Source organism: Enterococcus casseliflavus, assembly GCF_029215545.1.
GTDB classification, from domain to species: domain Bacteria; phylum Bacillota; class Bacilli; order Lactobacillales; family Enterococcaceae; genus Enterococcus_D; species Enterococcus_D casseliflavus.
The window spans coordinates 964,570-989,844 of the sequence record NZ_CP119393.1 but is presented as its reverse complement, the minus strand read 5'-3'; the positions used below and the strand labels follow the sequence as shown (position 1 = coordinate 989,844).

The window sequence follows — 25,275 nt, the reverse complement described above, 5'->3', positions numbered from 1 at the left end:
CAAAATCATCGCACGAAAAACGCCCCTTCGACGCTTGATCAAAGGGGCAATGTCCTAATCTGAAACTTATTGATTCATTGAAACGGCCATTTCCAATGCGGAACGTGCATCTTGATGTTGCACCGTTCGAAGCATCTTTTCTTGTTGCCAGACCACGGTAGTTGCTGTATGGTCATTTTTTCCCATATCGATAGTGATTTGACCGACCTCAGGTGCTGGAAGCATGGCTTCTTCTAGATACGCCACCACTTCTTTGGCAACCGGCACAGGATCTTGTTCCTCTTGGTTGACTGCTCGAACAGTCAATGACCAATTTCCTTCTTGCCAACTTAAATAACTGGAGCCAGCAGCTCCTTGCATATGCCCAGTAATGCCATATCCGAGATCAACGGCTTGTCCGCCATCATCCGCTGTTACATTGACCGCTGCAGCAGCTTCATCCGCTGATTGATACTCTTTTGATTGAAAAGCAGCAAGCGGTGTTTCTTCGTTCAAAGCCTTGTCATTGAGAGACAATTGCTGATCAAGTCCATAATAAAGAATCGAGGCATCGGATTGACTGCCAGCTGTGGCCGCATTCAACACTTTATCCGAAGCAAGCGGAACGTCCTTTGGCAAGACAAGATCAGGGAATACCGCTTGTATTTGGCTATAGATGTCTGTGGTGCTACTCGTATTTGAAGAATCCTCAGAAACCGCCTGACTAGTCGATGCAGTTGATTGACTGGTTTCTGATTGACTACTTTTTTGTGTTTGGGTACTTTCCACCATAGTCGTTGCTGTTGTTTCAGCTGTACTGGCTTGACTGGTTTCTTGGTCTTTTTGATTATTACAGCCAGCCAAGGTTCCGATCGTTAGCAGCGTAACAAATAATCCTAGTTCTTTTTTCATGATGTTCCCCTCCTTATACAAAGGATACCCCTCAATAAAAAAAATGACAAACAAGTCAGATTGTCTGTCATTTTTTTGTCGATTTTTTAAAGATTGGTGACCCAATTTTGCAGTGATTGGAAGCCGTCCTTGATCCATTGCCAAACTTGATTGGCGATCGTCGATAGGTCGCCCCAACGAAAGTTTTGTGTCCATTGGTTCAATTGGGTCATGATCTCCTCACGATAGACCCAAATTAAAAAGAGCAACAACAAGATCCCTAGCGTTCGCCAAAGAAAAGAACCGATTTTATAAATAAAGACGAGAATCAAAAGAACGACGATCCATGCGATTAGTTGAGACATACAAGCACCTCCTCATTTTTGATTATCTCAAAACCATCCTTTTTTGTCCTCCATCTTAAGCATGAATTTTACAAAAAAAGCATTTCTCTTTGAGAAATGCTCAGACTGTAGACAAACCTTATACAAACATGAGGTTTGTCTTTTTTCTATGTAATATTCTATGGATAATCGATAGATTAGGCAGTTTTCCTTTAGGAAAACGTCTCTTTTGCGCTCTGATCCTTTTTATTTTTGCCAGCTTTTTCATATTAAGACACGCAAAAGTAAGCCCAATTTTCATGTGCATTTTTTCAATTCCTATTTGATTGGTATAACGTAACCCATGAAATTCTTTTGCTGTCCCAAAAATTCGTTCAATGGTTTCTTTTCTCTTTTTATAAAGTTCTTTGAACCAACTTTGATGGCGTATCTCTTCACAGGTCTCTATAGCTTCAGCCCAAATGTGTCTAGTGATTACTTTGGTATGATTTTTTGAGTTGGTACACTTAGACAAGAAAGGACAATTTTTACAATCCTTTGGATTGCTTTTGTATTCGATATATCCTTTGCGATTGGTAGTGGCATAAGAGAGTATTTTATTATTGGGACAGATATAACAATTATAGTAATCGTCATAAACATATTCATGTTTCTTGAAATAGCCTTTTTTAGTCATAGGACGTTTGTATGGGAAAATTGGGGTCAATTTATGTTCGAGTAGTAAATGTGCAATTGCTGGTGTCTTATACCCAGCATCCATAATTAATTTTTCTAGGGGAAAAGCTCCTTTGAGCTTGTTAAATAAAGAAACAAACGTACGACTGTCATGAAAGTTCCCTGGGTGTGTAGTATAACCTAATATCCATCCATGTTTATCACACGCCACTTGTGAGCTATAGGCAAAAACTTCTTTGTGTTCACCTTTATGAAACCAACCACTTTCAGGATCAGTCGTACTTCTTTTTTTCAAGGAAGTTTTACTTTCTGCGTTTGTTTCTTTTAAGGGCTTTTTTAAATGTTTTTCTCGATTCTTGGTGATTTCTTTTGTCAGCTTATCTGTATAAAAAACAGCTTGTTCCATTACTTCGACAGATTCTTTTTTGTTACGATTCGCATGTGCTTTAATATGCGTACTATCAATAAATACTTCGGAAGTATCTACGATACCTTCAGCGATACATTGTTCTAGAATTTCATAAAAAATTTTTTCAAAGAGATCTGTTCCTTTGAACCGTCGCGTATAGTTTTTACCAAATGTTGAAAAATGAGGAACAGGATCTTCTAAACTCAAACCTAAAAACCAGCGATAAGCGATATTCACTTCTATTTCTTTTATTGTTTGTCTCATACTTTTAATACCAAATAGATATTGAATCATTGGTAATTTAATTAGAAGAATAGGATCCAAGCTAGGACGTCCTTGGATTTCATCGTATTTCTCTTTAACCAATTCATAAATAAAGGAGAAATCAATACATTGATCTATTTGCCGAAATAAATGGTCCTGTGGGACCAAGTCTTCAAGAGAAAAGAAACCGATTTGTGCGCGTTTACTCATATCTTGTTTTGAGAGCATCTGGATACACCTCCAATTGATACTCTTATTTTAACGGATAAAAAAAGACAAAGCACTAAAAACTAGTACTTTGTCTACAGTCTGAGCATTTCTCTTTGAGAAATGCTTTACACTCTTGCTTATTTACCATCAATGATATTCAAACGAACTTTTTTCGGTCCATTTGTCCGTACACTGTAAACAATCGTTCGAATTGCTTTGGCAACCCGACCTTGTTTACCGATGATACGACCAATATCTTCTGGTGCCACAGTAAGATTATATTCCAAGAAATCATCTGACTCTACCAGCTCAAGCTTGATATCCTCAGGTTTGGTAACAAGTGGTGAAACGATCGTTAAGACTAATTCTTGCAAATCTTTCATCCAAAGTCACCTTATTTCTTAGTGAATTTTGCTTCGTGGTGTTTTTTCATAACGCCTTCTTTAGAAAGGATGTTACGAACTGTATCTGAAGGTTGCGCACCTTTAGATAACCAATCAAGAACTAGATCTTCTTTGATTGTTACTTCAGCTGGGTCTAGTAAAGGATTGTAAGTACCAACTGTTTCGATGAAACGTCCGTCACGAGGAGAACGTGAATCTGCTACGACGATACGGTAAAAAGGTTTCTTTTTAGAACCCATGCGTTTTAAACGAATTTTTACTGCCATTATTTACACCTCCATTGATTTAATCACAAGAGCTAGTTTAACAGGTTTTTCTGATGGTGTAAAGAGTTTTTTCTTTACAGCTGAAAAAAGTTTTTCTTTCCTGTTTTTTCGGCATGGTTATCTTTTGCCAGAATGAATCTGGACGCGTATCATGAATACTAGAGAAACCTTTTTAAGGCCAAATCGTTTTATTTGCACCATTCACTTACTTTTGGTAAGCTGAATGAGTAGAAAACAACAAGGAGGAATTTTACATGACAAAAAAAATCGGTTTTATCGTCGGCAGCTTGCGGGAAGGTTCTTACAATAAACTCGTAGCGAAAAAATTCGCATCACTATTACCAGAAGGTTTTGAAGCATCTTTCATCGAGATCGGCAACTTGCCTTTTTACAATGAAGATTTGGAAGTTGAAGGAAAAGTTCCTGCTGAATGGACAGCATTTCGTGAAGCATTAAGCGCCGTTGATGGTGTCTTCTTCTTTACACCAGAATACAACCGCTCTGTTCCTGCAGCCTTGAAAAATGCTTTAGATGTTGGTTCTCGTCCTTACGGTGCGAGCAGTTGGGGCGGCAAACCAGCCTTAGTCGTCAGCGTTTCTCCAGGAGCGATCGCTGGATTTGGTGCGAACCATCATTTGCGTCAATCATTAGTCTTTTTGGATATGCCTACTCTGCAACAACCAGAAGCCTACATTGGCGGTATCACAAACTTGATCGATGAAAACAATGAAATCAATCCAGATACAGTAAGCTTCTTCGAAACGATCATTGCAAAATATATTGAATTCTTTCAACGATTCAACTAATGAAGATTCCATACAAAAAGACCAAGAAACTCGGCACTGAGTTTCTTGGTCTTTTTTACTGTGAAGAATAATCGTTTGCGCTTTTTACTCGCTGCCTGACACAGACTTTCGGACAAAATGGAGTTCTGTCAGTTCCCCCATCTGTTTTGTTTCAACAAACGTCAAGCGTCTCGAGTAATCCCCCGGTTCAAACAGTCGCTTGCCTTCTCCTAAAAACACCGGCGCGATTTGAATAAACCATTCATCGATCAAATCAGCTTCCAGCAATGGTTTTAGTAAGGAACCTCCCCCTACTACCCATACGTTTTCCTCTTGTTTTAATGCTGAAACAAATGCCACTGGATCCGTTGACACTAGCATTGCATCTGGCAACGGTTCTTTTTGTGTTCGGGAAAAAACATAGTTTGTCGTTTCGGGATACAACAGTCCACCATCCATAAGTTTTTTTGCTTCTTGATAGGTCTTTCTCCCCATCACTGTCGCATCGATGGTTGCAAAAAATGCTTCATAAGTCGTGGCGACACCGGTATCGGTTTGAAACAGCCAGTCCAGTTGATCCTTCAGACCTGCTAAATAACCATCGAGGCTGATCGCACCATAGAATATCACTTTTCCCATTATGCTCGCTCCTTTATTCTTTGTTTGCTGCTGATGTTCGACAAACACAAGTGACTAAATGGTCGTTGACCATGCCGACAGCTTCCATAAAGGCGTAAATAATGGTCGTTCCGACAAATTTAAACCCTCGCTTTTTCAAATCTTTCGCTAGCTGATCAGAGATTTCCGAATGGGTCGGTACATCGGATTGCTGCTCAAATTCATTAATGATCGGCTGATGATCGACATATCGCCACAAGAATGCGGAGAAACTACCATATTCTTGCTGGATTTTTAAAACTTCTTGGGCATTGCTGATCGCCGCTTCAATCTTTCGCCGATTGCGGATGATTCCTGGATTCATCATCAGTTCTTCCACTTTTTCTTCCGTATAGTTCGCTACTTTGGTAATTTCAAACTGATCATACGCCGCATCAAAATTCGCCATTTTATTTAAAATCGTTTGCCAGCTCAACCCTGCTTGATTCATATCTAACACCAATTTTCGAAACAACTGCTGATCCTCATATTCAGGTTTCCCCCAGATTGTATCATGATACTCCTGCATCGCTGGTGTACTGTTGGCCCACTCACATCGTTCCATTGTCCTCATCAGCTCCTTTTTGTTTATTTTATCATAAAAGACTTTACTTCCACTAGTGTACTACGTATACTAGTACACATAAATGAAAGGAGCTGATTTTGTGGTTCGCATTAACAAAGCCAGCAGCAAACCTTACTATGAGCAATTGGTTTTAAGTATCAAAGAAGATATTCTGAACGGTGTTCTAACCGCTGGAGACCAAGTGCCTTCGGTTCGTGAAATGGCCAAGCACCTGTTGATGAATCCAAATACCGTCAGCAAAGCCTACAAAGTATTGGAAAATGAGCAAGTGCTTGTCACCATCAAAGGAAAAGGCACCTTTGTGAAAGTTACTGAGGATCTGCCACGCGATGAGATTCGGATCTTACAAGTGAAAGAACGTTTGAAAGAATTGGTGATCGAAGCACGCCATCTACAGATCAGCATGCGTGAGCTGAGCGATTGGATGAATGGCTTTGAACAAGAGTTAGGAGGCGATCCGCAGTGAAGATCGAACATGTGACCAAGAAAATGGAACAAACAATTATCTTAGAAAACGTGAACTTCTCTTTGGAAAAAGGAGAACTCGTAGGATTGATCGGCCGCAATGGTTCTGGGAAAACCACGTTGTTTCGGACGGTCGCTGGACATTACTTACTAGATGATGGCGAGATTTCGATCGATAACCAACGCCTGGATCAGCACCCGGAATTAAAAGAACAGCTTTTTTATATCGATGAAAAAGAAAACTTTCTGGCTGCCTACTCGTTAAAAAAAATCAATCAATTTTATCGGCTTGCTTATCCAAATTTTGATCAAAATCTTTATTTAGAATTGATGCAAAGCCATGGTCTGCCGCTAACGCTTTCTTACCGGCGAATGTCAAAAGGAATGCAAGGTCTTTATAAGATGATTCTAGCGATCGCTTCAAATGCGACGTTCTTACTGTTAGACGAACCTTTTGATGGGCTTGATGTGATCGTCCGTAAAAAAGTGATCGGACTATTGCTGGAAAGCCTCAGCGAGTCGAATCGTACCGCATTGATCGCTTCCCATAATCTAAATGAATTAGAGCATATTATTGATCGTGCCTTGTTGATCAAAGGGAAAACGATTGAAGGAGACTACCGTTTGGAAACGATTCGCGAACAATCTCGCAAACTTCAACTCGTCTTTCGCAGCAAGCAGATTCCTCCCCTTATCAAGCAGCGCTCCAAGCTGATTCAAAAACAAGGTCGAGTCTTGACCGCTTTGTTTGACAATTACACAAAAGAGCTGGCGGCTGAGATCCAGCAGCTTGACCCTTTGGTTTTCGAAGAATTGCCCTTGACCTTGGAAGATCTGTTTGAAGCAAATTTACGACAAGAGGCATTAGTGGAAGGATAGAGGTGGAAAACGATGTTAAGCAATATATTTAAAGAACGCTACGGCAAGCTGCTGATCGGCTTTTGTTTTGTCTTACTCTTAATGTATCTTGGTGATGGCTGGAAATCACAAAAAGCCTGGCATCAGCAAGAACGCTATTTGACATCTGAAGAATTTATCAAAGATTTCAACGAAAATCGAGAGTACTATGTCAAAAGCTACAAGGGTGAAACCCCGGTTTACTTTGATTCGGCAACAGAGTACCGCGATGCGGTATTGACGATCAGCAATGAGTCCCCTGATGAGATTTATTACAATCGCCCTTATATGACCACCATGAATCAATTTGTGATTGTCTTCCTGTTTATTTGGGGCTTCTTGTCCTTTTTTGTCGATGGCCGCACCAATTTCAATCGCTTTTTATTTGCTTTACCCTTTAGCAGAAAGCACGTCTTTCACAAGAAACTGCTTTTTATCGGCTTACCCTTGACCGCTTGTTTAGTCTTGGGTCTGTTAGGTCATATCCTGATCGAATACACGATGATCCCAGCTCGCTATCTCGCTGTGCCGCTTCAAGACGTGCTGCTTTCTGCCCTTAGTACCTTGGCAACGAATCTGCTAGTATTTGCTGCAGGTCTCTTGTTAGGCGTTTTGCTGGGGAATCTGTTTACTGGCATGCTCTCGGTCTTCTTCACTATTTCTCTAGGATCAATGGGGTATAGCTTTTTCCAATGTACCCGCGAGTTTTTTAGTTTTGTGTTTCTTGGTCATGGGGATTTTCTGATTCCTTTTCAAACGTGGATCGATTGGCCGCAAGGATATGTCTACCCTTGGTGGCTGCTGCTCCTTTACCTCGGCTTGAGCGGCTTACTGATTCTTGCTGCCGAAAAAGTGTTCTCGAAAATCTCTTTAGAAAATGACGGTGATTATATAACGATCCCTAAATTGCGCGCACCAGTTTATTGGCTGCTTTCTTTGGGAACCTGGTTCTATTTATCCATGATTTCTTATTACCCACTAGAAATTTTTTACCGTAATCTTTATGAGGGGTATGATGTCAGTCTTTGGAACATCGCCCTTCGGCTCGGTTTATTACTGGTTGCCTGCTTATTCATCAGTTTGCTGCTTGTCTATCCTAAAGCGCTGATGAATTGGTGGTACAAACGAAAAAACAAACAAATCAGTGGAATATAAAAAAGCATCCCTGCAACATGTTCTTGTTGCAGGGATGCTTTTAAGTTTAATGTCTAGGTTTGTCGTCGTCTTTTTTGTCAAAGAAGTCATTTACTTTACGAGAAACATCATCCGCAAAATCTTCAACCTTATCTTTGGCTTTCCCATATTTATTTTGGGTTTTGCCTTTTAATTCTTCGGAGTCATCTCCTGTAAGTTTCCCTTTTGTTTCGGTTACTTTTCCTTCAATGCGATCTTTGTTTGTCATCGTAAAAAACTCCTTTCATACTTGCTATAAATTAATAGTAGCACCATTTAACAGAAAGCACGAATGTTCTGCTTCTATCCTATTCTTAGAGTTGTCCGCAACGATAGTTGATCGCTATTTTTGACTCTTGGACGATTTGAGATATTCGGTAGAAAGCTGGCTTTCTCTATAAAAAAGGATGTTCTTTAGATGTTCTATTTGATGTTCTTTGAAGGAGTTCATTTAAAGAGGAAGCTGTGAGCATAAAAAAACCATGACTTGAAGAAGGCAATCTGAGGAGCTGCAACTGCTAGAATCAGCAGGTACAGCTTCTCGATTTGGTGCCTTTTCAGATCATGTTTTTTAATTACACGAAGATAAGGTTCAGTTCTCAGTTCCTATCAGTGTTAAACGATTATTTGCGTTTTTTCTTTTTCTTCTTTTGTTTCTTGACCATGCGATTCATGGCCATTTTTCCAAGTTTCCCTTTGACCCCACCGCCAAACATTTGATCCATGCCAGGAATGTTCATATTCCCTTTACTCATTTGCTGCATCATTTTGCGAGATTCTTTGAATTGTTTGATCATACGGTTGACTTCGACGACACTGTTTCCAGAACCAGCAGCAATACGGCGGCGACGGCTTGGATTTAACAAATCAGGATTTTCCCGTTCAGCTGGTGTCATAGAATAAACCATGGCTTTTTGTCGAGCAATTTGTTTCGGATCAACTTTGACATTTTCGATACCAGGCATTTGACTCATTCCCGGAATCATTTTTAAGAGATCTTCAATTGGGCCCATGCCCATAACTTGATCGATCTGTTCGACAAAGTCATTGAAGTCGAAGGAGTTTTCCTTCATTTTTTGAGCAAGTTCTTCTGCTTTTTTCTCGTCGTAATCTTGCTGTGCTTTTTCGATCAAAGTCAGCATATCACCCATACCGAGAATCCGACTAGACATCCGATCTGGATGGAATACTTCAAGGTCGGTCAATTTTTCACCGGTACCAGTGAACTTGATTGGAGCGCCCGTAACTTGACGAATCGACAATGCCGCCCCGCCACGAGTATCGCCATCTAGCTTGGTGATGACTACCCCTGTGATCCCCAGTTGTTGATTGAAGCTTTCCGCCACGTTGACAGCATCTTGTCCTGTCATCGCATCTACTACCAGTAAAATTTCATTTGGCTGTGCCAAGTCCTTGATTTGTTTTAGCTCTTCCATCAAGTTTTCGTCGATATGCAAACGACCCGCCGTATCGATCAAAACGTAGTCATTTTTCTTTTCCCGAGCCAAAGCCAAACCTTGGCGGACGATTTCAACTGGGCTGACATCAGTTCCCATATCAAAAACAGGTACATCCAATTGCTGCCCTAATACTTTCAACTGGTCGATCGCAGCTGGTCGGTACACGTCACCAGCGATCATTAATGGACGTGCGTTTTCGGTTTTGATCAAATGGTTGGCTAATTTCCCAGCAAAGGTGGTTTTCCCTGCCCCTTGCAAACCAGCCATCATGATGATCGTTGGGATCTTCGGTGATTTTTCGATCCCAACTGTTTCTGATCCTAATGTTTTGGTTAATTCTTCATCAACGATCTTAACGATTTGTTGCGCTGGAGATAGGCTTTCTAATACTTCTACCCCCACTGCCCGTTCACGGACATTTTTGGTAAACTCTTTTACAACTTGCAGATTGACGTCGGCTTCTAATAAAGCTAGACGAATCTCACGCATCATTTCTTTTACATCTGCTTCAGATACTTTTCCTTTTCTGCGCAGTTTGCTCATTGCCTGCTGGAGGCGTTCAGTTAAACTTTCAAATGCCATTTTTTTTCATTCCTTTATTCTTCAATTTCTTGGAGCTGTTGAATAAACCCCTGTAAGGTTTCGTCTTTTGGATAGTGGGTTTTCGTATACTCGCTTAGCTGATCCAGCAAGTCTTCCCGCATGATATAATCCGAAAACATATGTAGTTTTTTTTCATAGTCTTCTAAAATACGTTCGGTGCGTTTGATGTTGTCATAGACTGCTTGACGGCTAACTTGATACTCTTCAGCGATTTCTCCTAGAGAAAAATCATCTGCGTAATACAATTCCATGTAATTCATCTGTTTTTCCGTCAATAACGTGGAATAAAACTCAAACAACGCATTCATGCGATTGGTCTTTTCAATTTCCATTTGCTTCCTCCTGTTTTGCAAGCCATTCGACATCGGACAAAACAGTCATGCCTTGTTGTCGAAAATAGGCACAAGCGACACCGACCCCTGTTTTTTTGATTCCAGAAAAATTGCCATCATAAATCGTCTGACTGCCACAAGAGGGACTTTTCTCTTTTAAGATCAGTTGGGTGATGCCTTGCTCTTGTAATTTTTGATAAGCAATTTTCGCGCCTTTAGTAAATTGTTCCGTCACGTCTTCTCCTGAAATGGTGACGACCTTCGCTCGTTGCGCCCAAACATCCACCCCATCGCCACCGACGATTTCGGCCGGTTCGCGTGGAATCGGCAAGCCGCCAAGAACTTCTGGACAGACCATCATTGCTTGACCCGCACGAACAAGTTCGATCAATTGTGGTACTGCTTGATGTTTTCCATCGTAGCGGCAAAGGGCACCGCCTAGACACGCACTGATTCCAATCATTTAGCACCCTCAGCTTTCCTATGAAATCGTCCTTTATTATAGCATTTATTTAGTGGTTGCAATAGTACCAATTGTCTATTCATGCTAAAATAGGACTTGTTCGTTGAAATTTAATCGTTTCTTGAAAAAAAGAAACGAAAGGAGTCTATCATGAAAAAAATACTCGTTGTCGATGATGAACCTTCAATCGTCACACTTTTAACCTTTAATTTAGAAAAAGAGGGCTACCAAGTCGTTTCCGCCTCAGATGGTCAAAAAGCCTTCGACTTGGCGTTGTCAAAACCTTTTGACTTTATCATCTTGGATGTCATGCTGCCGAATTTGGACGGCATCGAAATCACAAAGAAATTACGGCAAGAAAAAATCGAGACACCGATCCTCGTCTTGACCGCAAAAGATGATCCGATCGACCGGATTTTGGGTTTAGAGATCGGGGCTGACGACTACTTGACGAAACCCTTCAGCCCTCGAGAAGTATTGGCTCGAATGAAGGCCATCTTCCGTCGCTTAGAACCTCGTCAACAAGCACGAGAAGAAGATCAACCTGCAGAAATCTTGCAAATTGGCGGAATCCAAGCCGATCTGACCAATTTCCAGGTCAGTGTGGATGGTGAGAAAATCTTCCTGACACCGAAAGAGTTCGAGCTGCTGGTTTACTTTATGAAACGTAAAGGCCGCGTGATCGATCGCGATACCTTACTCAATCGTATTTGGAATTTCGACTTTGATGGACAAAGTCGCATCGTGGATGTTCACATCAGTCATTTAAGAGAAAAATTGGAAGCTGATCCCAAGCGTCCAGAATACTTGGTGACCGTTCGAGGATTTGGGTATAAATTTCAGGAGCCGACCCAATGAAAAAACGCTATAGCTATGGTTTATGGTCAATCGGTCTATTGCTGATTTTTTTCCTGTGTTGGCAAGTTCTAAGCAGTTTTTACCGTCAGCAAGTCATCGCCCAGCAAGTGGATTTTCTGCAAGAGAAAGCCGCTGTGTTTTTGAATCTCTCAGATAACCAAACCGCAGCGCTCGAACAATTTGCCGATGCCTATGTTCAAGATAGCAATAGCCGCATCACTTTGTTAGATGATCAAGGCCAAATCATTTTCGATACTTATGATCATACACTGCATGAAAACCGCTCCGATCGTCCAGAAGTTCAAGCCGTTTTGCGCGGAAGCGCCGTTGGTCAATCGTTGCGGGAAAGCGACACCTTGCATGAAGAATTGCTTTACGTGGCGATTCCTGTCAAAGAAGATGGAAACTTAACTCAAATCTTGCGGATCGCAGAACCGACTGCTGCTTTTTTTGCGAAAAACCAAGGAATCAAGCAATCGATCTTGATTGTCTATCTTGTCTTTTGTTTCTTGATCAGCCTGCTGATTTTTCACACGCTGCGTCAGCGAAATCGTCCAATCCAAACGATTCTGCCCGTCGTAAAAAAAATGATCACCTCGCCCGATCAACAAGCAATCATTATGCAAGAAACCCCTGAACATGATGAGTTGTATCAACTGATCAATCAGCTGAGCGAACAAATGAGCCAGACCTATCGTGCCTATGCGGCATCTGAACAACAGCTGTACGGCTTGCTCAGTGAACTGATGATCGGTGTCTTTATCATTAATGAAGAAAATCAACTGCTGCTGTTGAATCCGACGATGCAAGAACAGTTGGGGATGGAAAATGCGCCAACCTTGCCGCAGCCCTTCACTGAAGTGATTCATGACACACAACTGATCCAATTGATCTATCAATTTAACGACGAGACCCCTATTTTCCATGCGGAAACCACCCTTAGCGGAGAACGTTCAAAAGTCTTGGATGTTACCTTGCGAAGCTTCCAAGAAAACCAGTTGATTGGTATTTCTTATGACTTGACGCGCATCCGACAATTAGAAAAAATGCAAAAAGATTTTGTCGGCAATGTTTCCCATGAATTAAAAACGCCGGTAACTTCCTTGATTGGGTTTACCGAAACACTGCTGGACGGCGCCAAAGAAGACCCAGAAACATTGCAGACCTTTTTAGAGATCATTCAAAAAGATGCTTATCGCTTGAAAAATCTAATACAAGATATCATCCAACTGTCTCAAGACAGTGATTCTTTCCAGTATGTCGACCAACCGATCAACTTTTCTGAGCTGCTGCAACAAGTCGTTCAAACCTATGGTCCCGCAGCTGCTAAGAAGCAATTGACCTTTCAATTTGAAGGACCCGAACCCTTCATTTTATCTACCAAAAAAGAGCTGCTGCAGCCCATCGTAAAAAATCTGGTAGAAAATGCTGTCACCTATTCAAAACCTGGTGGTGTCATCACATTATCCTATTCAGAGCAAGACGACCAGCTGCTATTTCAAGTGCAGGATCAAGGCATCGGCATCGATGAAGAAGATCAAGAACGGATTTTTGAGCGGTTTTATCGGGTGGACAAAGCCCGCGCCCGCAATTCTGGCGGCACTGGACTTGGGCTGGCTATCGTTAAAGACTATACCAAATTATTAGGTGGCAGAATCAAGGTTGACAGTTTCCCCAAAATTGGTTCTACCTTTACGGTGACTTTGCCGCTTCATGAAAAAGATGATTATTGATAAAAAACAGCCGATAACAGGTGAATAATTGTTATCGGCTGTTTTTGTAGTTGTTTTTCATTACCAAATGAAGCATCAGTCAATAGCATCTTCTTGATGCTTTAAACACAAAAAAAGAAGGAGCATTCTCCTTCTTCGGTCATTTCACTATTCAACATTCGTTACTTCGCCGTCTACACTGCGTTCTACTTTCATATCAGTGATTGGCAAGTAACCTAATTCGATAACGATTCCTTGTTGGACATCGTCTGTCATGATGTAATCAAGAAAGGCTTTGACGTTTGCATCTGGCTCGCCGTTCGTGTACATATGCTCGTAAGACCAGATTGGCCATTTGTTATCTGCAATATTTTCAGGAGTCGCTTCTACCCCATCAAGAGATAGCGCTTGGATCGAATCGTCCAAATAGGATAAAGCAAGGTAGCTGATTGCTCCTGGTGTTTCAGCAACGATTTTACGGACTGTTCCAGAAGAATCTTGCTCTTGTGTTTGGATCGTCTCTGCACCATCTAAGCCCCATTTTTCAAAGGTCGCTCTCGTACCGCTGCCTGATGCGCGGTTGATTACAGAGATTTCTTGATCTGCTCCGCCTAGTTCAGACCAATTCTTCACTTTGCCTGTAAAGATATCGATCAATTCTTGTTGGCTAAGATCCGTAACGCCTGCGTCTTTATTTACCACTGGTGCCATACCAACTACGGCTACTTTATGGTCAACTAATTTGCTAGCATCCACACCATCTTTTTCATCCGCAAACACATCGGAATTGCCGATCGTCACCGCGCCTGCTTCTACTTGACTTAAGCCAGTTCCGCTGCCGCCACCTTGAACCGTAATTGTATAATTGGGATTGTCTGCTGAGAAGCTTTCACCTGCTGCTTCAACCAAGGGTTGCAATGCCGTTGAGCCCACAGCTAAAATTTCTACATTTTCATTTGATGCGGCACCTGATGAAGATCCGCCTGATGCTTGACTGCTCTCAGTGCTTGCGCCACCGCTCCCACAGCCAGCTAATAATAATCCAGTTGCAAAAAATAAAAGTCCCAATTTTTTCATTTAGTAAATCTCCTTTCGTTATATGCTTAGTTTAGCAAGGCGGTGTAAACCCTTGATGGATTTCATGTAAAGAATCGATAAAGCGATGTAAATATTTTGTAAAGTTCGTCGATTGCCTAAAAAAGCCCCCGCTGCATCCATCAGAGGGGGCTTACTTTATCTAACACTTATGAACTAAAGAAATGTCTGTAGAATCATTTGCTTTGCATATAGCGTGTCAAGCGATCCATCGCTTCCACCAAGTTCTCCATACTTGCCGCATAGCTTAAACGAACATAGCCTTCTGCTTCGGGACCAAAGGCGATCCCTGGAATGATTGCTAATTGATTCTTTTCGGCTAAGTCGACACAAAAAGCCATGGAATCTTGGTTGAAACCTGCTGGTATTTTGGCAAAAATGTAGAATGCACCAGATGGCTTCGCCATTTCAAAACCAAGGGCAGTCATCTTTTCAAACAAGTAATCTCGGCGTTCACGGTAATCGGCTTTCATGACTTCTGCATCATTGATGCCTTCGATCAATGCCCGCACTGCGGCTTTTTGAGAAATCGTTGAGGCCGCGGTCACTAAGTATTGGTGGACCTTAATGATCTGAGCAGTCAACGCTGCTGGTGCAAAAATGAAGCCGACGCGCCAACCAGTCATCGCGTGTGATTTCGACAAGCCGTTGATCACGATCGTTTGATCCCGCAAGTATTCAGCAATGGACACATGGGTTTCATCATAAGTCAACTCACTATAAATTTCATCGCTAATAACAAAAACGGGGTATTTTTCTAAAACTTCTGCCAATGCTTTGACTTGTTCTCGGGTATAAACAACCCCTGTTGGATTGCTAGGATAATTTAAAATGACTGCCTTGACTTGCTCCCCATGTTCTTTTAAGGCTGCTTCTAAAACTTCTGGCGCTAAAACAAAGTCATTATCCGTCGTATCAAGATAAATCGGTTTGGCATGAGCTAAATGGATGACTGGTTCATAGCCTGGATAAATTGGTGCTGGTAAAATCACTTTATCACCAGGTTCCAGCGTGGCTAATAAAGAAGCTGAGATTGCTTCCGTTGCACCGATCGTCACTAATACTTCTGATTGAAAGTCGTAATCAAGCTGATATTTATTTTTCAAAAAGAGGCTGGCTGCTTGCCGAACATCTGCTAAGCCTGCCATTCCAGAATAGTGGCTGAAATTTTGTTCGATTGCTTGGACACCCGATTTTTTCACGTGCTCCGGTGTGTTGAAATCCGGCTCGCCTAACGTTAACTTTAAAATATCAGGAATTGAAGAAACCCGTTCATCAAATTTACGAATCAATGAAACAGCTATATTGTACACTTCGTGATTGAAGCGTTGGCTTACGTCTGCCATAGTATCACTCCTTTGAATTAAGCAAATTCATTCGCTATTGTTGTTAATCCTAACACAAAAAGGCGACGATTTTAAGCAACGGATGAAATTAATCTAATAACGATAAATCCGTTTGTCTATTTACAAACAAATTCAACTTATGTTAGTATATATATAAACAATAAAAGGAGAACCCAAAATGAAACCTTATCAAGAGTTTACCATTTCTGATTATCAGCAAGGATATGTCGCAACACCAACGGATTATTGTTGCGTCTTTTGTCAGGAGACCTTCGACAAAGAAGAAATCTATCCCGTTGATGGCGCCTTTTTTACAGCAAAAAAACGAATGATGCAGCATATCACTGAGCATCACGGAACCGTTTTATCCGCATTGTTGGCTTTACCCAAAGAACAAACAGGCTTATCAGAGAGCCAACAGGAGATTTTACAACTGTTTGCCCAAGATGTTAGCGATACTGTGATTGCCCAGCGCTTAGGTATCTCTTCTTCGACCGTCAGGAATCATCGCTTTAAACTAAAAGAAAAACAGCGACAAGCGACTGTTTTTTTAAGTATCATGTCCTTGTTGCAAGATACCCCGTTGCTGCCGCCTCACAAAGGGGCGACGATGCTTGATGATCGCTATGCCATTACGGCTAGTGAAAGAGAAAAGATCATTGCTACTTATTTTGATGAAACGGGGTTTATCAAACAGTTTCCCAGCAAAGAAAAGCGCAAGATCGTTGTCTTGAGTGTACTGGCACAAAAATTTGATCCGAAGAAAAATTATTCAGAAGCTGCCGTAAACGATGTATTAAAGCAAGCGATCACCGATTACGTCACTGTCCGACGTTATTTGATCGAATACGGATTTATGCAACGGACGAAAGACGGGAAAACTTACTGGCTGAATTAAAACCTAGTCTGTAACTGGCTGGAACTTTTGTTGGTTGGATGAGCAATATCTTTCACAGTTTAAAAAAGTTAACAAGTTCCACTTTTTTACAACAAAAAAAGACAAAGTACGAACACATCCGTACTTTGTCTACCGTCTGAAACGCTGGGACAAGTTCCAGCGTTTATTTTTCTTTTAGAAAGATTTTTTTGATGATCAATTTATCAAATAATTGCGTTTGATTGTCTTGCTCTCCAATGACTTCAGCGGTCACCGATTTACCATCTTGTTTTTTACGTAGCTGGTAAACGATCTTGCCTGTTTCTTTCAATTCGTTCACCATGTCAACGACACCGCCAAAACCAGTTTTACGAGTGATGAACCCTAGCGCCACCATTCGCTCATCTAAATTTTTTGCCGAGATGCTCGCACCGGTGATCAGCGCTTGCCGCATGATTTGTAAGAATTCCTCTAGCCCTGCCACTGGCGGCTGTTCGGGTTCTTCTTCCATCATCGGTCGCTGACGCAAATAATCTAATTCCTGCAATAACGTTTCATACTGCTCTTGTGTCAACATGACCCCCGCCACTTTTTCACGATTGAATACATATACTGCTGTTCCTGCTTCTCGCGCTTGATTAAATACATCCATCGGAGATTTTTTTACTTCAGTAATTGAAGTAGTGGGAACATCCAATTTCTTCAGTTCCATAATCAACGTCCTCCTTGTCTCAACGAACACATTATAGCATAAATCCAGAAGCAGATTATAGAGGTATTTCACTGCTCCTAGGAAAAGAAACAAAAAAGCGGCTAATCGCCGCTTTTTTCGATTGATAAGGTCATTGCATTGATGGCAACGATGATCGTACTCATAGACATCAAGACAGCTCCGACTGCTGGGTTCAAAATGATCCCGATCGGTGCGAGGACGCCAGCTGCCAAAGGAATGGCAAAAATATTGTATCCTGCGCCCCACCAGAGATTTTGAATCATCTTGCGTCTTGTTTTTTTCGCCAACGTCAAGAAGTGCAAGATGTCTTGAGGTTCGCTATTCGTCAAAACGACATCGGCTGAATCGATCGCTACATCGGTACCAGCCCCGATCGCAATCCCGATCGTCGCTCTTGCAAGACTTGGGGCGTCATTGATCCCATCGCCTACCATTACGACGCGCTTGCCCTCTTTGACATAGTCACTGACTAGACGTTCTTTATCGTCTGGCAACATTGCCGCATGGAAGGCTTCGATTCCTAGGTAATCGGCTACGGCTTGCGCCGCTTCTTGGTTGTCTCCAGTAGCCATAACTGGTGTGATGCCTAAGTCTTTCACTTTTTGAATAAATTGACTCGCTTCTGGTTTCACCTTATCCCCTAATGCGACGATTCCTTCCACTTTGCCGTCATGAACCAAATAGCTGATGGTATTGCCCTGTTCTTGATAATTTTCCAAGGAGTTCCCTTGATACTGAATGGCTAATTGCTCCAATCCTTTTTGATTGACGATCAACCACTTCTGTCCATCGATCACGCCTTCCAGACCAATCCCTGTCCTTGTTTGAACATCAGTCGCCTTTTTGGCTGTGATTTTTTCCTTTTCAGCTTGGGCTAAAATACCTTCTGCGATCGGATGATTGGCGGTTTTCTCAAGACCTGCTAGGTAAGCTAGTACTTCTGATGCAGAAAGACTGCCTGTCGCCTCGATGCCAGTTACGGTAAACGTTCCTTCTGTTAACGTACCGGTCTTATCGAGGATCAGATAATCAACATGATGCGCATTCTCCAGTGCGTTGCGATTTTTTAAGAGCAAGCCATTTTTGGCAGCGATCGATGTCGAGCGAGCAACCACGAGGGGAATCGCTAGCCCTAACGCATGGGGACAGGCAATGACGAATACCGTGACCATTCGATCAAGAGCAGTCGGTAGGTCAGCAACAAACAGCCATACAGCAAATGCCAAGACACCAGCAACTAACGCAATATAAAACAGCCATTTTGCCACTTTGTCCGAAAGTGCTTCTAAGCGGGATTTATCTGCTTGGGCTTTTCGCACCATTTCCATGACTTTCGCTAAGTAGCTGTCTTCCCCAGTTCCTGTGACTTCCATCGTGATGGTACCATTGCCGTTGACAGATCCTCCAATGACAGTGCTGCCGACGGTTTTAGGTACCCGTCTGGATTCACCAGTCACTGCCGACTCATCGATTGTTGTTTCTCCTTCAAGGATCGTTCCGTCTGTAGGAATCTTATCTCCTGAGCGAACGATCAACTGTGTTTTGTTGGTCACTTCTTCTAATGGAATCTGTTCTTCTGATCCATCCGTATTTTTCCGAATCACTTCTTTTGGCAATAGTTCTGCTAATTTCTGTAATGCATTGCCAGCATTAGAAACTGCATTCATCTCGATCCAATGCCCCAACAACATGATCACGATCAGAGTCGCTAGTTCCCAGAAGAAATCCATTACATGAGGAACAGCAAGAAAATGATTGGCGATAAACGCGTAAAGACTATAAAAATAAGAAACCGTGATCCCCATAGCAATCAACGTCATCATGGCTGGGCTTTTTTGTTTCAATTCCATTTTCGCACCACTTAAAAACGGCTGCCCTCCATAGAAAAACAGGATCGTTCCTAAAAGTAATACGACCCAATCTGAGCCAGGAAACGTGAATTGAAAGGGCAATTCGATGCCCATCATTGGCGATAAAATGACGATTGGAATCGCCAAAACCAAGGATAGCCAAAACTTTTGCTTAAAATTTCCCATATGCATACTATGATCCATGCCACCCATTCCATGATCCATCTGACTATGATCCATACCAGACATCTCATGATTCATGTGACTATGATTCATGCCAGACATCTCATGATCCGTGTGACCGTGATCCATGCCAGACATCTCATGATCCGTGTGACCATGTTCCATGCCAGACATCTCATGATTCATGTGACTATGGTTCATGCCAGACATCTCATGGTCCTTGTGACCGTGATCCATGCCAGATATCTCATGGCCCTTATGGCTATAATCCATGCTGGACACTTCATGATCCATAGGACCATGGTTACTATCAGAGCTTTCAAGCTCCTGCTGTTTTGATGTCGCCCTGTGATGATCCATCCCATTCATCTCATGGCTAGGCTCAGGGACTTCTGTCACTTGTGATTGCACATGTTGCTCTTTTCCCTGTGTACCATTATCCCGCTCATTCAAAGCAGGTTCATGCCTATGATGGCTTGACGTCTGACTATTACTTGCGGAAGACGTTTTTTTCTGATTCATCCTAGTATTCCCCTTCCTATTTCACTGAATGTGCGTACAGTCTTGCTCCTTCATACAAAAGCTTCAAGCGGCTGGACACTTTTCATTTGTTTTGATTTTTCATTTTCACTTTAGCAATTCCATTGCTTACTCAAATACCCCTTGATAACCCGCTTCGGTGACCGCATTGACTAAGGCTGTTTCTGTCACTTGCGACTCGTCAAACTTGACTGTTCCGCGAGCTTTTTTCAAGTCCACTTTGGCTTTTTTCACACCCGGTACTTCACTAAGCGCTTTTTCAACTTTTGCGGCACAATGGGCACAATTCATTCCGCTGATTTGCATGTTTTTTTTCATTACGATTCCTCATTTCTTTTAACAGTTCGTCGGCTACTTATTTTGTTGCATGGGTTTTGCATTGGCACTGACCAGGAATACAATTACATGAAATCGCTGCTACTGGCACTTTTTGGTCGACTGCTGCTTGGAGCATCGCCAAATCTTCTGCCGTCAATGCTGCTTCTTGGATCATTTCTGCTAATGTCTGCCCAACTTTTTTGGCACAAATATGAGAAAAAAGATTCTCAGCTGCGCTGCGAACGGTTGCTTCTTCGGAAACAAGCGGCGAATAAACAAATTTTTTTCCTTGGCTTTCTGTTTTCAATACGCCTTTTTTGACGAGTCGTCCTAAAAGCGTCTTGACCGTTGCTGCTTTCCAATTTTTATTTTCGCTCAATAAAGCGGTGATCTCTTTCGCGTCGGATTGTCCTAATGTCCAGATCACACGCATGACTTCCCATTCAGAATCGCTGATTTTGATTGGTTCGACCACAGATTGCATTTGTCCACTTCCTTTCATAAGTGATTCACATTTTTAAGTTTACATCTGTAATCGGATTTTGTCAAAAAAAAGCATCGCCAAACTTTCTGCGTTTTGACAATGCTTTTTTCTATTTCATTAAAAATGATTTGGTTCCTATGCTTAAAAGTGGACCTGATACGTCGTCACAGAGTGGAAGGGTTCTTCTGGACGCAACACGATCTCACCAAAGTGGGTAAATTTCTCAGAGCCAGGAACACCTTGTGTTTCGATCGCCATCCCGCCATGATTGGCAAAAGGACCAGTCTTCATTGATGCACCAGCTTCTCCCTCACCCGTTGTGTAAATAACAACGGCAGGACGGTCAGTAGTTACAGTCAGCTGCACTTTTTGATCGGGACTGGTTACTTTTAGATCCCACTCTTGCGTATGGTCTAATAAGAACGGATCATCCAACATCGTCGTTCCCATCGGGCGTTCTTGTCTAAAATCAAACTTTGTGCCTGCGACAGGCGTTTTTTCACCGGTCGTCGTCACATCGTCATTCGTTTCAGCCACATGTTCGGCATTGATTTGAACCAAATGGTCATCGATCGGCTGTTGGGTATCACCTGTCAAATTGAAATAACCGTGGTTCGTTGGGTTAAATAAAGTCGCTTTGTCAGTGTTGGCATCATAAGCAAGCAATAGTTCATTGTCATTCGTCAACGTATAGGTGACTTGATAACGAACATTCCCAGGAAACCCGCCATCGCCATCTTGCCGTGTGGTAGTAAAAATCACCCCAGCTTTGTCTGCTTCTTCAAAGGTTTCAGTGATCCATGTATCAGTATCCAGCCCCTTTGAACCGCCATGAAGCGTATTGCCGCCATCATTGTTTTCCGTTTGGTATTCTTGTCCGTCGATCTCAAAGCGAGTACCTGCGATCCTTCCCGCCACAGGGCCGATCGTTGCGCCATAATAACGTGCTTGGCGATGTCCTTCGATCGTGTCATAACCGACCACAATGTCGCGACCTTCTTCTACTGGAACGACCCAATCCAATAAGCGTGCGCCTTCAGGACTTAGCCTTACGATGGTACCGCTATCATTAGAAAGCTCATAAATTGTTCCCATTTTTTCTGACGTCAGTTGTTTCACATTTGGCATTCGTTCATATCCTTCTTTCTTTGGTTAGTCTGCTACTCTTTTTAAGTATAGCCGTTAAGGGCTAGATCCGTCAATTCAAGACGGAAGAATTCGACAGGAAACGGCTTTGCTTCTGCCACTTCAAAAAAGCGGCAAGAGCACCCCACTGATTTTTATGAATCATTGATACGCAGCTGCTCGGCAAAAATCAGGATTCCCGGCCTGATTTTTTACCGTTTGGTTTCTATCAATATCCATTTCATCCGTTGGGTTCTTTTGCCGCAACTGTCATCGGTTATTTTTTGTGTTTTGCTTGGTAATGTTTTCTCTTTCGTCGCTTTTCTTTAGTCTGAGAAACATTAGCAGCCAAATCTTTGTTTTCTTTTTCTTGATCAGCATTTCTTCTTTCAGCACGTTCAGTTAGTAAACTTTGTCTGAATCGCCGATTTCCCAGAAACTTTAACGCACACATGAGTGGTTGACGATTTTCACCGACTAATCCAATCAGCTCAATAAACAGCTCAATTCCAAATCCTGTGCTAATGATTAATAAAACAATCGCTGTATTGCTCGCGTAATTCATTAGTAAAGCAATAAAAGAAAAGACTAATGCTAAGGCATAGATCGTTAACACTGTGCCGCGATGAGAAAACCCTAACGACAACAATCGATGATGCAAATGCATTTTATCGGCAGAGGAAATCTTCTGTTTATTAAACTTTCTTCGAATCATCGCATAAACGGTATCCGTGATCGGTACACCGAGAATAAACATGGGCGTCAGAACAGAAATAAAAGTTGCGTTTTTCAATCCTTGTAGTGAGAGCACAGAGATCATAAATCCTAAAAACAATGCTCCGGTATCTCCTAGAAAAATGGTTGCTGGATAAAAATTATATGGAAAGAAACCGATGATTGCTGCGATCAAAGTAAAAATGACCATTGGTACTTCCACAAAATTCGGCAGAAAGAAATAGCTGATAATCCCTATCGTCGTCAAACTGATAATAGAGACGCCGCTCGCCAACCCATCGAGACCATCGATTAAGTTCACCGCATTGGTAATTGCCAGTATCCAAATCAAAGTCATAGGCAAGGCAAACCATCCCAGATCAATAAAGCCAAAATAAGGAATCGTGACTGTGCTGATTTTTATTCCAGCAACGAAATAAATTTCCAGCGCTGCGAATGTCAGACCTATTAATTTTTGCATTGGCGACAGTTCAAATATATCATCCAACAATCCTGTAATCACCACTATTGTTGCACCTAAAAGAATCGGCCAAACGAAGTCGAAAGGAATCATTGTTCGAAATTCCCAAAGCAGCGCAAAGGAAAAGGCTAAAAAAATACTTAATCCCCCAGCTGAAGGCATGGTCTTCGTATTGATCCGACGCTCTCCTGGGCGATCAACTGCGCCAATCTTGCAAGATATCAATTTGATGACTGGTGTCAATAATAAAGACACGATCATTGTTATAAATAAGCGCATTACAAATTTGAATGCAAAATCCATCGTTTATTCTCGCTTTCCGTTATTTCTCTTTATTGGTAAATGTATCTTCGATCTTCGAAGAAATCCGCTGAACAGGATCTGTTCGTTCTTTGATCTCTTGTCCCGACACATACTCTTCTACCACTGCGTTGATGATTCCACCCAAGATAATAATCGTCGCAGCAAGATTCAACCAGATCATTAAAACAATAAAACTTCCAATAATTTGATAGCCAATGATTTTCGCAGCAAAGTAACGGGCGTATAAGCCAAACACTTGTGACAGCAACATCCAGCCAATCGTTGCAAAGATCGCCCCTGGCAAAGTCGAACGCAACTTGACCTTTGCATTCGGCACTAACCAATAGATCAGCATCATGATAAACAGCAAAGCAACGATCGTGACTGGCCATTTGACTGTTTGGAACGTATCGATCAGATTGTCTTGAAACTTAAAAATCGGCTGCAAAAAATCAAGAATGATTTTTCCAAGCCCAAATACCATCGTAACACCAACGATCGCAATCATAAAGAGCAGGATGATCACAAATGATACTGCGCGCACCACGACAAAATTGGAACGCTGGTCCACACCGAAGGCTTTGTTCATCGCAATTTGCAAGGCATTGATACTTTGACTCGCAGACCACAACGCAGCCAAGGCGGAGATCGATAATAACCCGCCAGAGCTTGTGGTGAGGAGGTTTTCGATCGCTGGTCCGATAAAGTCATAGATTTGACTAGGGATCAATTCTTGTACATAAGATAAAACCGTGTTCGGATCAATCGATAAATAAGGCAACAGATTTCCCAGCGCAATCATTAACGGGAAAAGTGAAAGCAATAAATAGTAGGCGACGACGACCGATGTGGTCCCCATCTCTGAATCGGTTATTCTATTTTGCGTTGTTTCAATGAAACGCATCAGCTTTTGATTGCTTTTTACTTTATCAACGATTTTCATGTTTCTTCCTCCGCCAGCGAATCATCTGCCTTTTTTTCTTTGTCATACGTAACAATCAGAAGTCTCCTACCGCCAAAATTTAGTAGGTTCCTTCTTCTCCTTGAGAAGTCAAAATGCGTGGCCCTTCTTTGGTGATCGCCAAACTATGTTCGTATTGGCAACTTAAGCCACCATCTAGAGTATAGGCGGTCCAGCCGTTAGGATCCATTTTCATTTTCCACGTCCCTGTATTGATCATAGGTTCGATGGTAATAACCATTCCTTCTTTTAAACGTAACCCTTTGCCGGCTTCTCCGTAGTGAGGAATCATCGGACTTTCATGGATCGTTGGACCAATGCCGTGTCCTACGAAATCGCGCACAACACCGTAGCCTTCTTTTTCCGCATAGGTTTGAATGGCATGACCGATGTCACCGATTCGGTTGCCCACTTGGGCTTGTTCGATTCCTAGATACAACGCTTTTTTGGTTACTTCCATTAATCGATCAATCTCAGGCGTCGAGTTCCCTACGACATAACTCCAACAAGAATCAGAAATGGCGCCTTTTAAATCAATACACATGTCGACTTTGATCAGATCGCCGTCTTTCAATGGTTTTTTTCGAGGAAACCCGTGGCAAATCTCATCATTGATACTGCAGCAAGTGGCATATTTGTAATCTTCAAAACCAATTTGGGCAGCGATGCCGCCGTGGCTTTCAATATAATCTCTGACAAACACTTCGATATCCCAACTGGTGATACCTGGTTTGATGAAACTGCGTAATTGTTTGTGGACATCTGCTAACAGCGCGCCGGATTCGGCCATGCGGTCAATTTCTCTGGCAGATTTTAATGTAATCATGTTCTC

General features: G+C 42.1%; 28 protein-coding genes. 7 read left to right on the top strand and 21 right to left on the bottom strand.

The features are described 5' to 3' along the window. Positions 1–66 precede the first annotated feature (66 nt). The 5 genes from P0G38_RS04720 to rpsP form a co-directional block, all read right to left on the bottom strand. The gene (locus P0G38_RS04720; protein WP_275854127.1) at positions 67–891 is read right to left on the bottom strand and encodes a hypothetical protein; all 825 of its coding nucleotides are present in this window, start codon (positions 889–891) and stop codon (positions 67–69) included. 86 nt (positions 892–977) lie between these two features. Next, positions 978–1,235, bottom strand: a complete 258-nt coding sequence (locus P0G38_RS04715; RefSeq protein WP_005228919.1) for a hypothetical protein — start codon at positions 1,233–1,235, stop codon at positions 978–980. A gap of 118 nt (positions 1,236–1,353) precedes the next feature. After that, positions 1,354–2,790: an IS1182 family transposase gene (locus P0G38_RS04710; RefSeq protein ID WP_275854126.1), complete on the bottom strand. Its 1,437-nt coding sequence runs from the start codon at positions 2,788–2,790 to the stop codon at positions 1,354–1,356. Between the two features lie 119 nt (positions 2,791–2,909). Next, positions 2,910–3,155, bottom strand: coding sequence for a KH domain-containing protein (locus P0G38_RS04705; protein WP_005228918.1), 246 nt, complete (start codon positions 3,153–3,155; stop codon positions 2,910–2,912). Positions 3,156–3,166: 11 nt separating this feature from the next. Next, a complete protein-coding gene (rpsP, locus tag P0G38_RS04700) occupies positions 3,167–3,442 on the bottom strand; it encodes a 30S ribosomal protein S16 (protein WP_005228917.1) in 276 nt (91 codons plus the stop codon). Positions 3,443–3,696: 254 nt separating this feature from the next. Here rpsP and P0G38_RS04695 point away from each other — a divergent pair, with 254 nt between their 5' ends. Continuing rightward, on the top strand, positions 3,697–4,248 hold the full coding sequence (locus P0G38_RS04695; RefSeq protein ID WP_121260874.1) for an NADPH-dependent FMN reductase: 552 nt from the start codon (positions 3,697–3,699) through the stop codon (positions 4,246–4,248). Between the two features lie 84 nt (positions 4,249–4,332). Here the strand turns inward: P0G38_RS04695 and P0G38_RS04690 are convergent, their stop codons facing one another. Both P0G38_RS04690 and P0G38_RS04685 read right to left on the bottom strand, forming a co-directional pair. Then, positions 4,333–4,866: a dihydrofolate reductase family protein gene (locus P0G38_RS04690; protein WP_275854125.1), complete on the bottom strand. Its 534-nt coding sequence runs from the start codon at positions 4,864–4,866 to the stop codon at positions 4,333–4,335. Positions 4,867–4,879: 13 nt separating this feature from the next. Next, positions 4,880–5,449, bottom strand: coding sequence for a DNA-3-methyladenine glycosylase I (locus P0G38_RS04685; RefSeq protein WP_034869182.1), 570 nt, complete (start codon positions 5,447–5,449; stop codon positions 4,880–4,882). A 100-nt stretch (positions 5,450–5,549) separates the two neighbouring features. Here P0G38_RS04685 and P0G38_RS04680 point away from each other — a divergent pair, with 100 nt between their 5' ends. Genes P0G38_RS04680 through P0G38_RS04670 form a run of 3 tightly spaced genes read left to right on the top strand, consistent with a single transcriptional unit; the run spans position 5,550 to position 7,987 of the window. Then, positions 5,550–5,936: a GntR family transcriptional regulator gene (locus tag P0G38_RS04680; protein WP_005228910.1), complete on the top strand. Its 387-nt coding sequence runs from the start codon at positions 5,550–5,552 to the stop codon at positions 5,934–5,936. After that, the gene (locus tag P0G38_RS04675; protein WP_015510136.1) at positions 5,933–6,814 is read left to right on the top strand and encodes an ATP-binding cassette domain-containing protein; all 882 of its coding nucleotides are present in this window, start codon (positions 5,933–5,935) and stop codon (positions 6,812–6,814) included. Before P0G38_RS04680 ends, P0G38_RS04675 begins: the two co-directional genes overlap by 4 nt. A 12-nt stretch (positions 6,815–6,826) precedes the next feature. Next, positions 6,827–7,987: an ABC transporter permease gene (locus P0G38_RS04670; RefSeq protein ID WP_275854124.1), complete on the top strand. Its 1,161-nt coding sequence runs from the start codon at positions 6,827–6,829 to the stop codon at positions 7,985–7,987. Positions 7,988–8,033: 46 nt separating this feature from the next. Here P0G38_RS04670 and P0G38_RS04665 read toward each other — a convergent pair whose 3' ends face one another. The 4 genes from P0G38_RS04665 to P0G38_RS04650 form a co-directional block, all read right to left on the bottom strand. Then, complete coding sequence (locus P0G38_RS04665) at positions 8,034–8,234, bottom strand: CsbD family protein (RefSeq protein WP_005228904.1); 201 nt, start codon at positions 8,232–8,234, stop codon at positions 8,034–8,036. A 394-nt stretch (positions 8,235–8,628) separates the two neighbouring features. Then, positions 8,629–10,047: a signal recognition particle protein gene (gene ffh / locus P0G38_RS04660; RefSeq protein ID WP_005228902.1), complete on the bottom strand. Its 1,419-nt coding sequence runs from the start codon at positions 10,045–10,047 to the stop codon at positions 8,629–8,631. Positions 10,048–10,061: 14 nt separating this feature from the next. Further along, on the bottom strand, positions 10,062–10,400 hold the full coding sequence (locus tag P0G38_RS04655; protein ID WP_005228897.1) for a putative DNA-binding protein: 339 nt from the start codon (positions 10,398–10,400) through the stop codon (positions 10,062–10,064). Beyond that, complete coding sequence (locus P0G38_RS04650; protein ID WP_016608717.1) at positions 10,390–10,863, bottom strand: 2-thiouracil desulfurase family protein; 474 nt, start codon at positions 10,861–10,863, stop codon at positions 10,390–10,392. Before P0G38_RS04650 ends, P0G38_RS04655 begins: the two co-directional genes overlap by 11 nt. A gap of 150 nt (positions 10,864–11,013) precedes the next feature. Here P0G38_RS04650 and P0G38_RS04645 point away from each other — a divergent pair, with 150 nt between their 5' ends. Both P0G38_RS04645 and pnpS read left to right on the top strand, forming a co-directional pair. Then, the gene (locus P0G38_RS04645; protein WP_005228895.1) at positions 11,014–11,721 is read left to right on the top strand and encodes a response regulator transcription factor; all 708 of its coding nucleotides are present in this window, start codon (positions 11,014–11,016) and stop codon (positions 11,719–11,721) included. Continuing rightward, positions 11,718–13,454 (top strand): two-component system histidine kinase PnpS, encoded by a 1,737-nt coding sequence (gene pnpS / locus P0G38_RS04640; protein WP_275854123.1) that lies wholly within the window; start codon positions 11,718–11,720, stop codon positions 13,452–13,454. The genes P0G38_RS04645 and pnpS overlap by 4 nt, the downstream gene beginning before the upstream one ends. A 147-nt stretch (positions 13,455–13,601) precedes the next feature. Here pnpS and P0G38_RS04635 read toward each other — a convergent pair whose 3' ends face one another. Both P0G38_RS04635 and P0G38_RS04630 read right to left on the bottom strand, forming a co-directional pair. Next, entirely contained in the window at positions 13,602–14,510 is a 909-nt protein-coding gene (locus tag P0G38_RS04635; protein ID WP_060792538.1) for a phosphate ABC transporter substrate-binding protein PstS family protein, read from the bottom strand. A 194-nt stretch (positions 14,511–14,704) separates the two neighbouring features. Beyond that, entirely contained in the window at positions 14,705–15,874 is a 1,170-nt protein-coding gene (locus tag P0G38_RS04630; RefSeq protein WP_074536051.1) for a pyridoxal phosphate-dependent aminotransferase, read from the bottom strand. 178 nt (positions 15,875–16,052) lie between these two features. Between P0G38_RS04630 and P0G38_RS04625 the strand changes: the two genes are divergently transcribed. Beyond that, complete coding sequence (locus P0G38_RS04625; RefSeq protein ID WP_275854122.1) at positions 16,053–16,772, top strand: DUF2087 domain-containing protein; 720 nt, start codon at positions 16,053–16,055, stop codon at positions 16,770–16,772. Positions 16,773–16,935: 163 nt separating this feature from the next. Here the strand turns inward: P0G38_RS04625 and P0G38_RS04620 are convergent, their stop codons facing one another. The 8 genes from P0G38_RS04620 to map form a co-directional block, all read right to left on the bottom strand. Then, complete coding sequence (locus P0G38_RS04620; RefSeq protein WP_010749742.1) at positions 16,936–17,463, bottom strand: hypothetical protein; 528 nt, start codon at positions 17,461–17,463, stop codon at positions 16,936–16,938. Between the two features lie 101 nt (positions 17,464–17,564). Beyond that, positions 17,565–20,039 carry a heavy metal translocating P-type ATPase gene (locus P0G38_RS04615; protein WP_275854121.1) on the bottom strand — a complete coding sequence of 825 codons (2,475 nt, stop codon included), beginning with the start codon at positions 20,037–20,039 and terminating at the stop codon, positions 17,565–17,567. A 126-nt stretch (positions 20,040–20,165) separates the two neighbouring features. Further along, complete coding sequence (copZ, locus tag P0G38_RS04610; protein WP_005228873.1) at positions 20,166–20,375, bottom strand: copper chaperone CopZ; 210 nt, start codon at positions 20,373–20,375, stop codon at positions 20,166–20,168. Between the two features lie 37 nt (positions 20,376–20,412). Further along, entirely contained in the window at positions 20,413–20,859 is a 447-nt protein-coding gene (locus tag P0G38_RS04605) for a CopY/TcrY family copper transport repressor (protein WP_008377382.1), read from the bottom strand. Positions 20,860–21,000: 141 nt separating this feature from the next. Continuing rightward, the gene (locus tag P0G38_RS04600; RefSeq protein ID WP_010749744.1) at positions 21,001–21,987 is read right to left on the bottom strand and encodes an aldose epimerase family protein; all 987 of its coding nucleotides are present in this window, start codon (positions 21,985–21,987) and stop codon (positions 21,001–21,003) included. A 274-nt stretch (positions 21,988–22,261) separates the two neighbouring features. Continuing rightward, positions 22,262–23,482 (bottom strand): glycosyltransferase family 4 protein, encoded by a 1,221-nt coding sequence (locus P0G38_RS04595; protein WP_074536060.1) that lies wholly within the window; start codon positions 23,480–23,482, stop codon positions 22,262–22,264. A gap of 19 nt (positions 23,483–23,501) precedes the next feature. Then, positions 23,502–24,425, bottom strand: coding sequence for a YihY/virulence factor BrkB family protein (locus P0G38_RS04590; RefSeq protein WP_060792543.1), 924 nt, complete (start codon positions 24,423–24,425; stop codon positions 23,502–23,504). 79 nt (positions 24,426–24,504) lie between these two features. Further along, entirely contained in the window at positions 24,505–25,269 is a 765-nt protein-coding gene (gene map / locus P0G38_RS04585; RefSeq protein ID WP_005228863.1) for a type I methionyl aminopeptidase, read from the bottom strand. Between the last annotated feature and the right edge of the window lie 6 nt (positions 25,270–25,275).

Coding starts and splice junctions, on each gene's coding strand:
- P0G38_RS04665 (WP_005228904.1), bottom strand. CDS start 8,234: ATGACAAACAAAGATCGCATTGAAGGAAAAGTAACCGAAACAAAAGGG.
- map (WP_005228863.1), bottom strand. CDS start 25,269: ATGATTACATTAAAATCTGCCAGAGAAATTGACCGCATGGCCGAATCC.
- ffh (WP_005228902.1), bottom strand. CDS start 10,047: ATGGCATTTGAAAGTTTAACTGAACGCCTCCAGCAGGCAATGAGCAAA.
- pnpS (WP_275854123.1), top strand. CDS start 11,718: ATGAAAAAACGCTATAGCTATGGTTTATGGTCAATCGGTCTATTGCTG.
- P0G38_RS04590 (WP_060792543.1), bottom strand. CDS start 24,425: ATGAAAATCGTTGATAAAGTAAAAAGCAATCAAAAGCTGATGCGTTTC.
- P0G38_RS04630 (WP_074536051.1), bottom strand. CDS start 15,874: ATGGCAGACGTAAGCCAACGCTTCAATCACGAAGTGTACAATATAGCT.
- P0G38_RS04605 (WP_008377382.1), bottom strand. CDS start 20,859: ATGCAATCTGTGGTCGAACCAATCAAAATCAGCGATTCTGAATGGGAA.
- P0G38_RS04650 (WP_016608717.1), bottom strand. CDS start 10,863: ATGATTGGAATCAGTGCGTGTCTAGGCGGTGCCCTTTGCCGCTACGAT.
- P0G38_RS04690 (WP_275854125.1), bottom strand. CDS start 4,866: ATGGGAAAAGTGATATTCTATGGTGCGATCAGCCTCGATGGTTATTTA.
- P0G38_RS04710 (WP_275854126.1), bottom strand. CDS start 2,790: ATGCTCTCAAAACAAGATATGAGTAAACGCGCACAAATCGGTTTCTTT.
- P0G38_RS04720 (WP_275854127.1), bottom strand. CDS start 891: ATGAAAAAAGAACTAGGATTATTTGTTACGCTGCTAACGATCGGAACC.
- P0G38_RS04600 (WP_010749744.1), bottom strand. CDS start 21,987: ATGCCAAATGTGAAACAACTGACGTCAGAAAAAATGGGAACAATTTAT.
- rpsP (WP_005228917.1), bottom strand. CDS start 3,442: ATGGCAGTAAAAATTCGTTTAAAACGCATGGGTTCTAAAAAGAAACCT.
- P0G38_RS04705 (WP_005228918.1), bottom strand. CDS start 3,155: ATGAAAGATTTGCAAGAATTAGTCTTAACGATCGTTTCACCACTTGTT.
- P0G38_RS04715 (WP_005228919.1), bottom strand. CDS start 1,235: ATGTCTCAACTAATCGCATGGATCGTCGTTCTTTTGATTCTCGTCTTT.
- P0G38_RS04655 (WP_005228897.1), bottom strand. CDS start 10,400: ATGGAAATTGAAAAGACCAATCGCATGAATGCGTTGTTTGAGTTTTAT.
- P0G38_RS04595 (WP_074536060.1), bottom strand. CDS start 23,482: ATGGATTTTGCATTCAAATTTGTAATGCGCTTATTTATAACAATGATC.
- P0G38_RS04670 (WP_275854124.1), top strand. CDS start 6,827: ATGTTAAGCAATATATTTAAAGAACGCTACGGCAAGCTGCTGATCGGC.
- P0G38_RS04615 (WP_275854121.1), bottom strand. CDS start 20,039: ATGAATCAGAAAAAAACGTCTTCCGCAAGTAATAGTCAGACGTCAAGC.
- P0G38_RS04635 (WP_060792538.1), bottom strand. CDS start 14,510: ATGAAAAAATTGGGACTTTTATTTTTTGCAACTGGATTATTATTAGCT.
- P0G38_RS04625 (WP_275854122.1), top strand. CDS start 16,053: ATGAAACCTTATCAAGAGTTTACCATTTCTGATTATCAGCAAGGATAT.
- P0G38_RS04620 (WP_010749742.1), bottom strand. CDS start 17,463: ATGGAACTGAAGAAATTGGATGTTCCCACTACTTCAATTACTGAAGTA.
- P0G38_RS04685 (WP_034869182.1), bottom strand. CDS start 5,449: ATGGAACGATGTGAGTGGGCCAACAGTACACCAGCGATGCAGGAGTAT.
- P0G38_RS04695 (WP_121260874.1), top strand. CDS start 3,697: ATGACAAAAAAAATCGGTTTTATCGTCGGCAGCTTGCGGGAAGGTTCT.
- P0G38_RS04645 (WP_005228895.1), top strand. CDS start 11,014: ATGAAAAAAATACTCGTTGTCGATGATGAACCTTCAATCGTCACACTT.
- copZ (WP_005228873.1), bottom strand. CDS start 20,375: ATGAAAAAAAACATGCAAATCAGCGGAATGAATTGTGCCCATTGTGCC.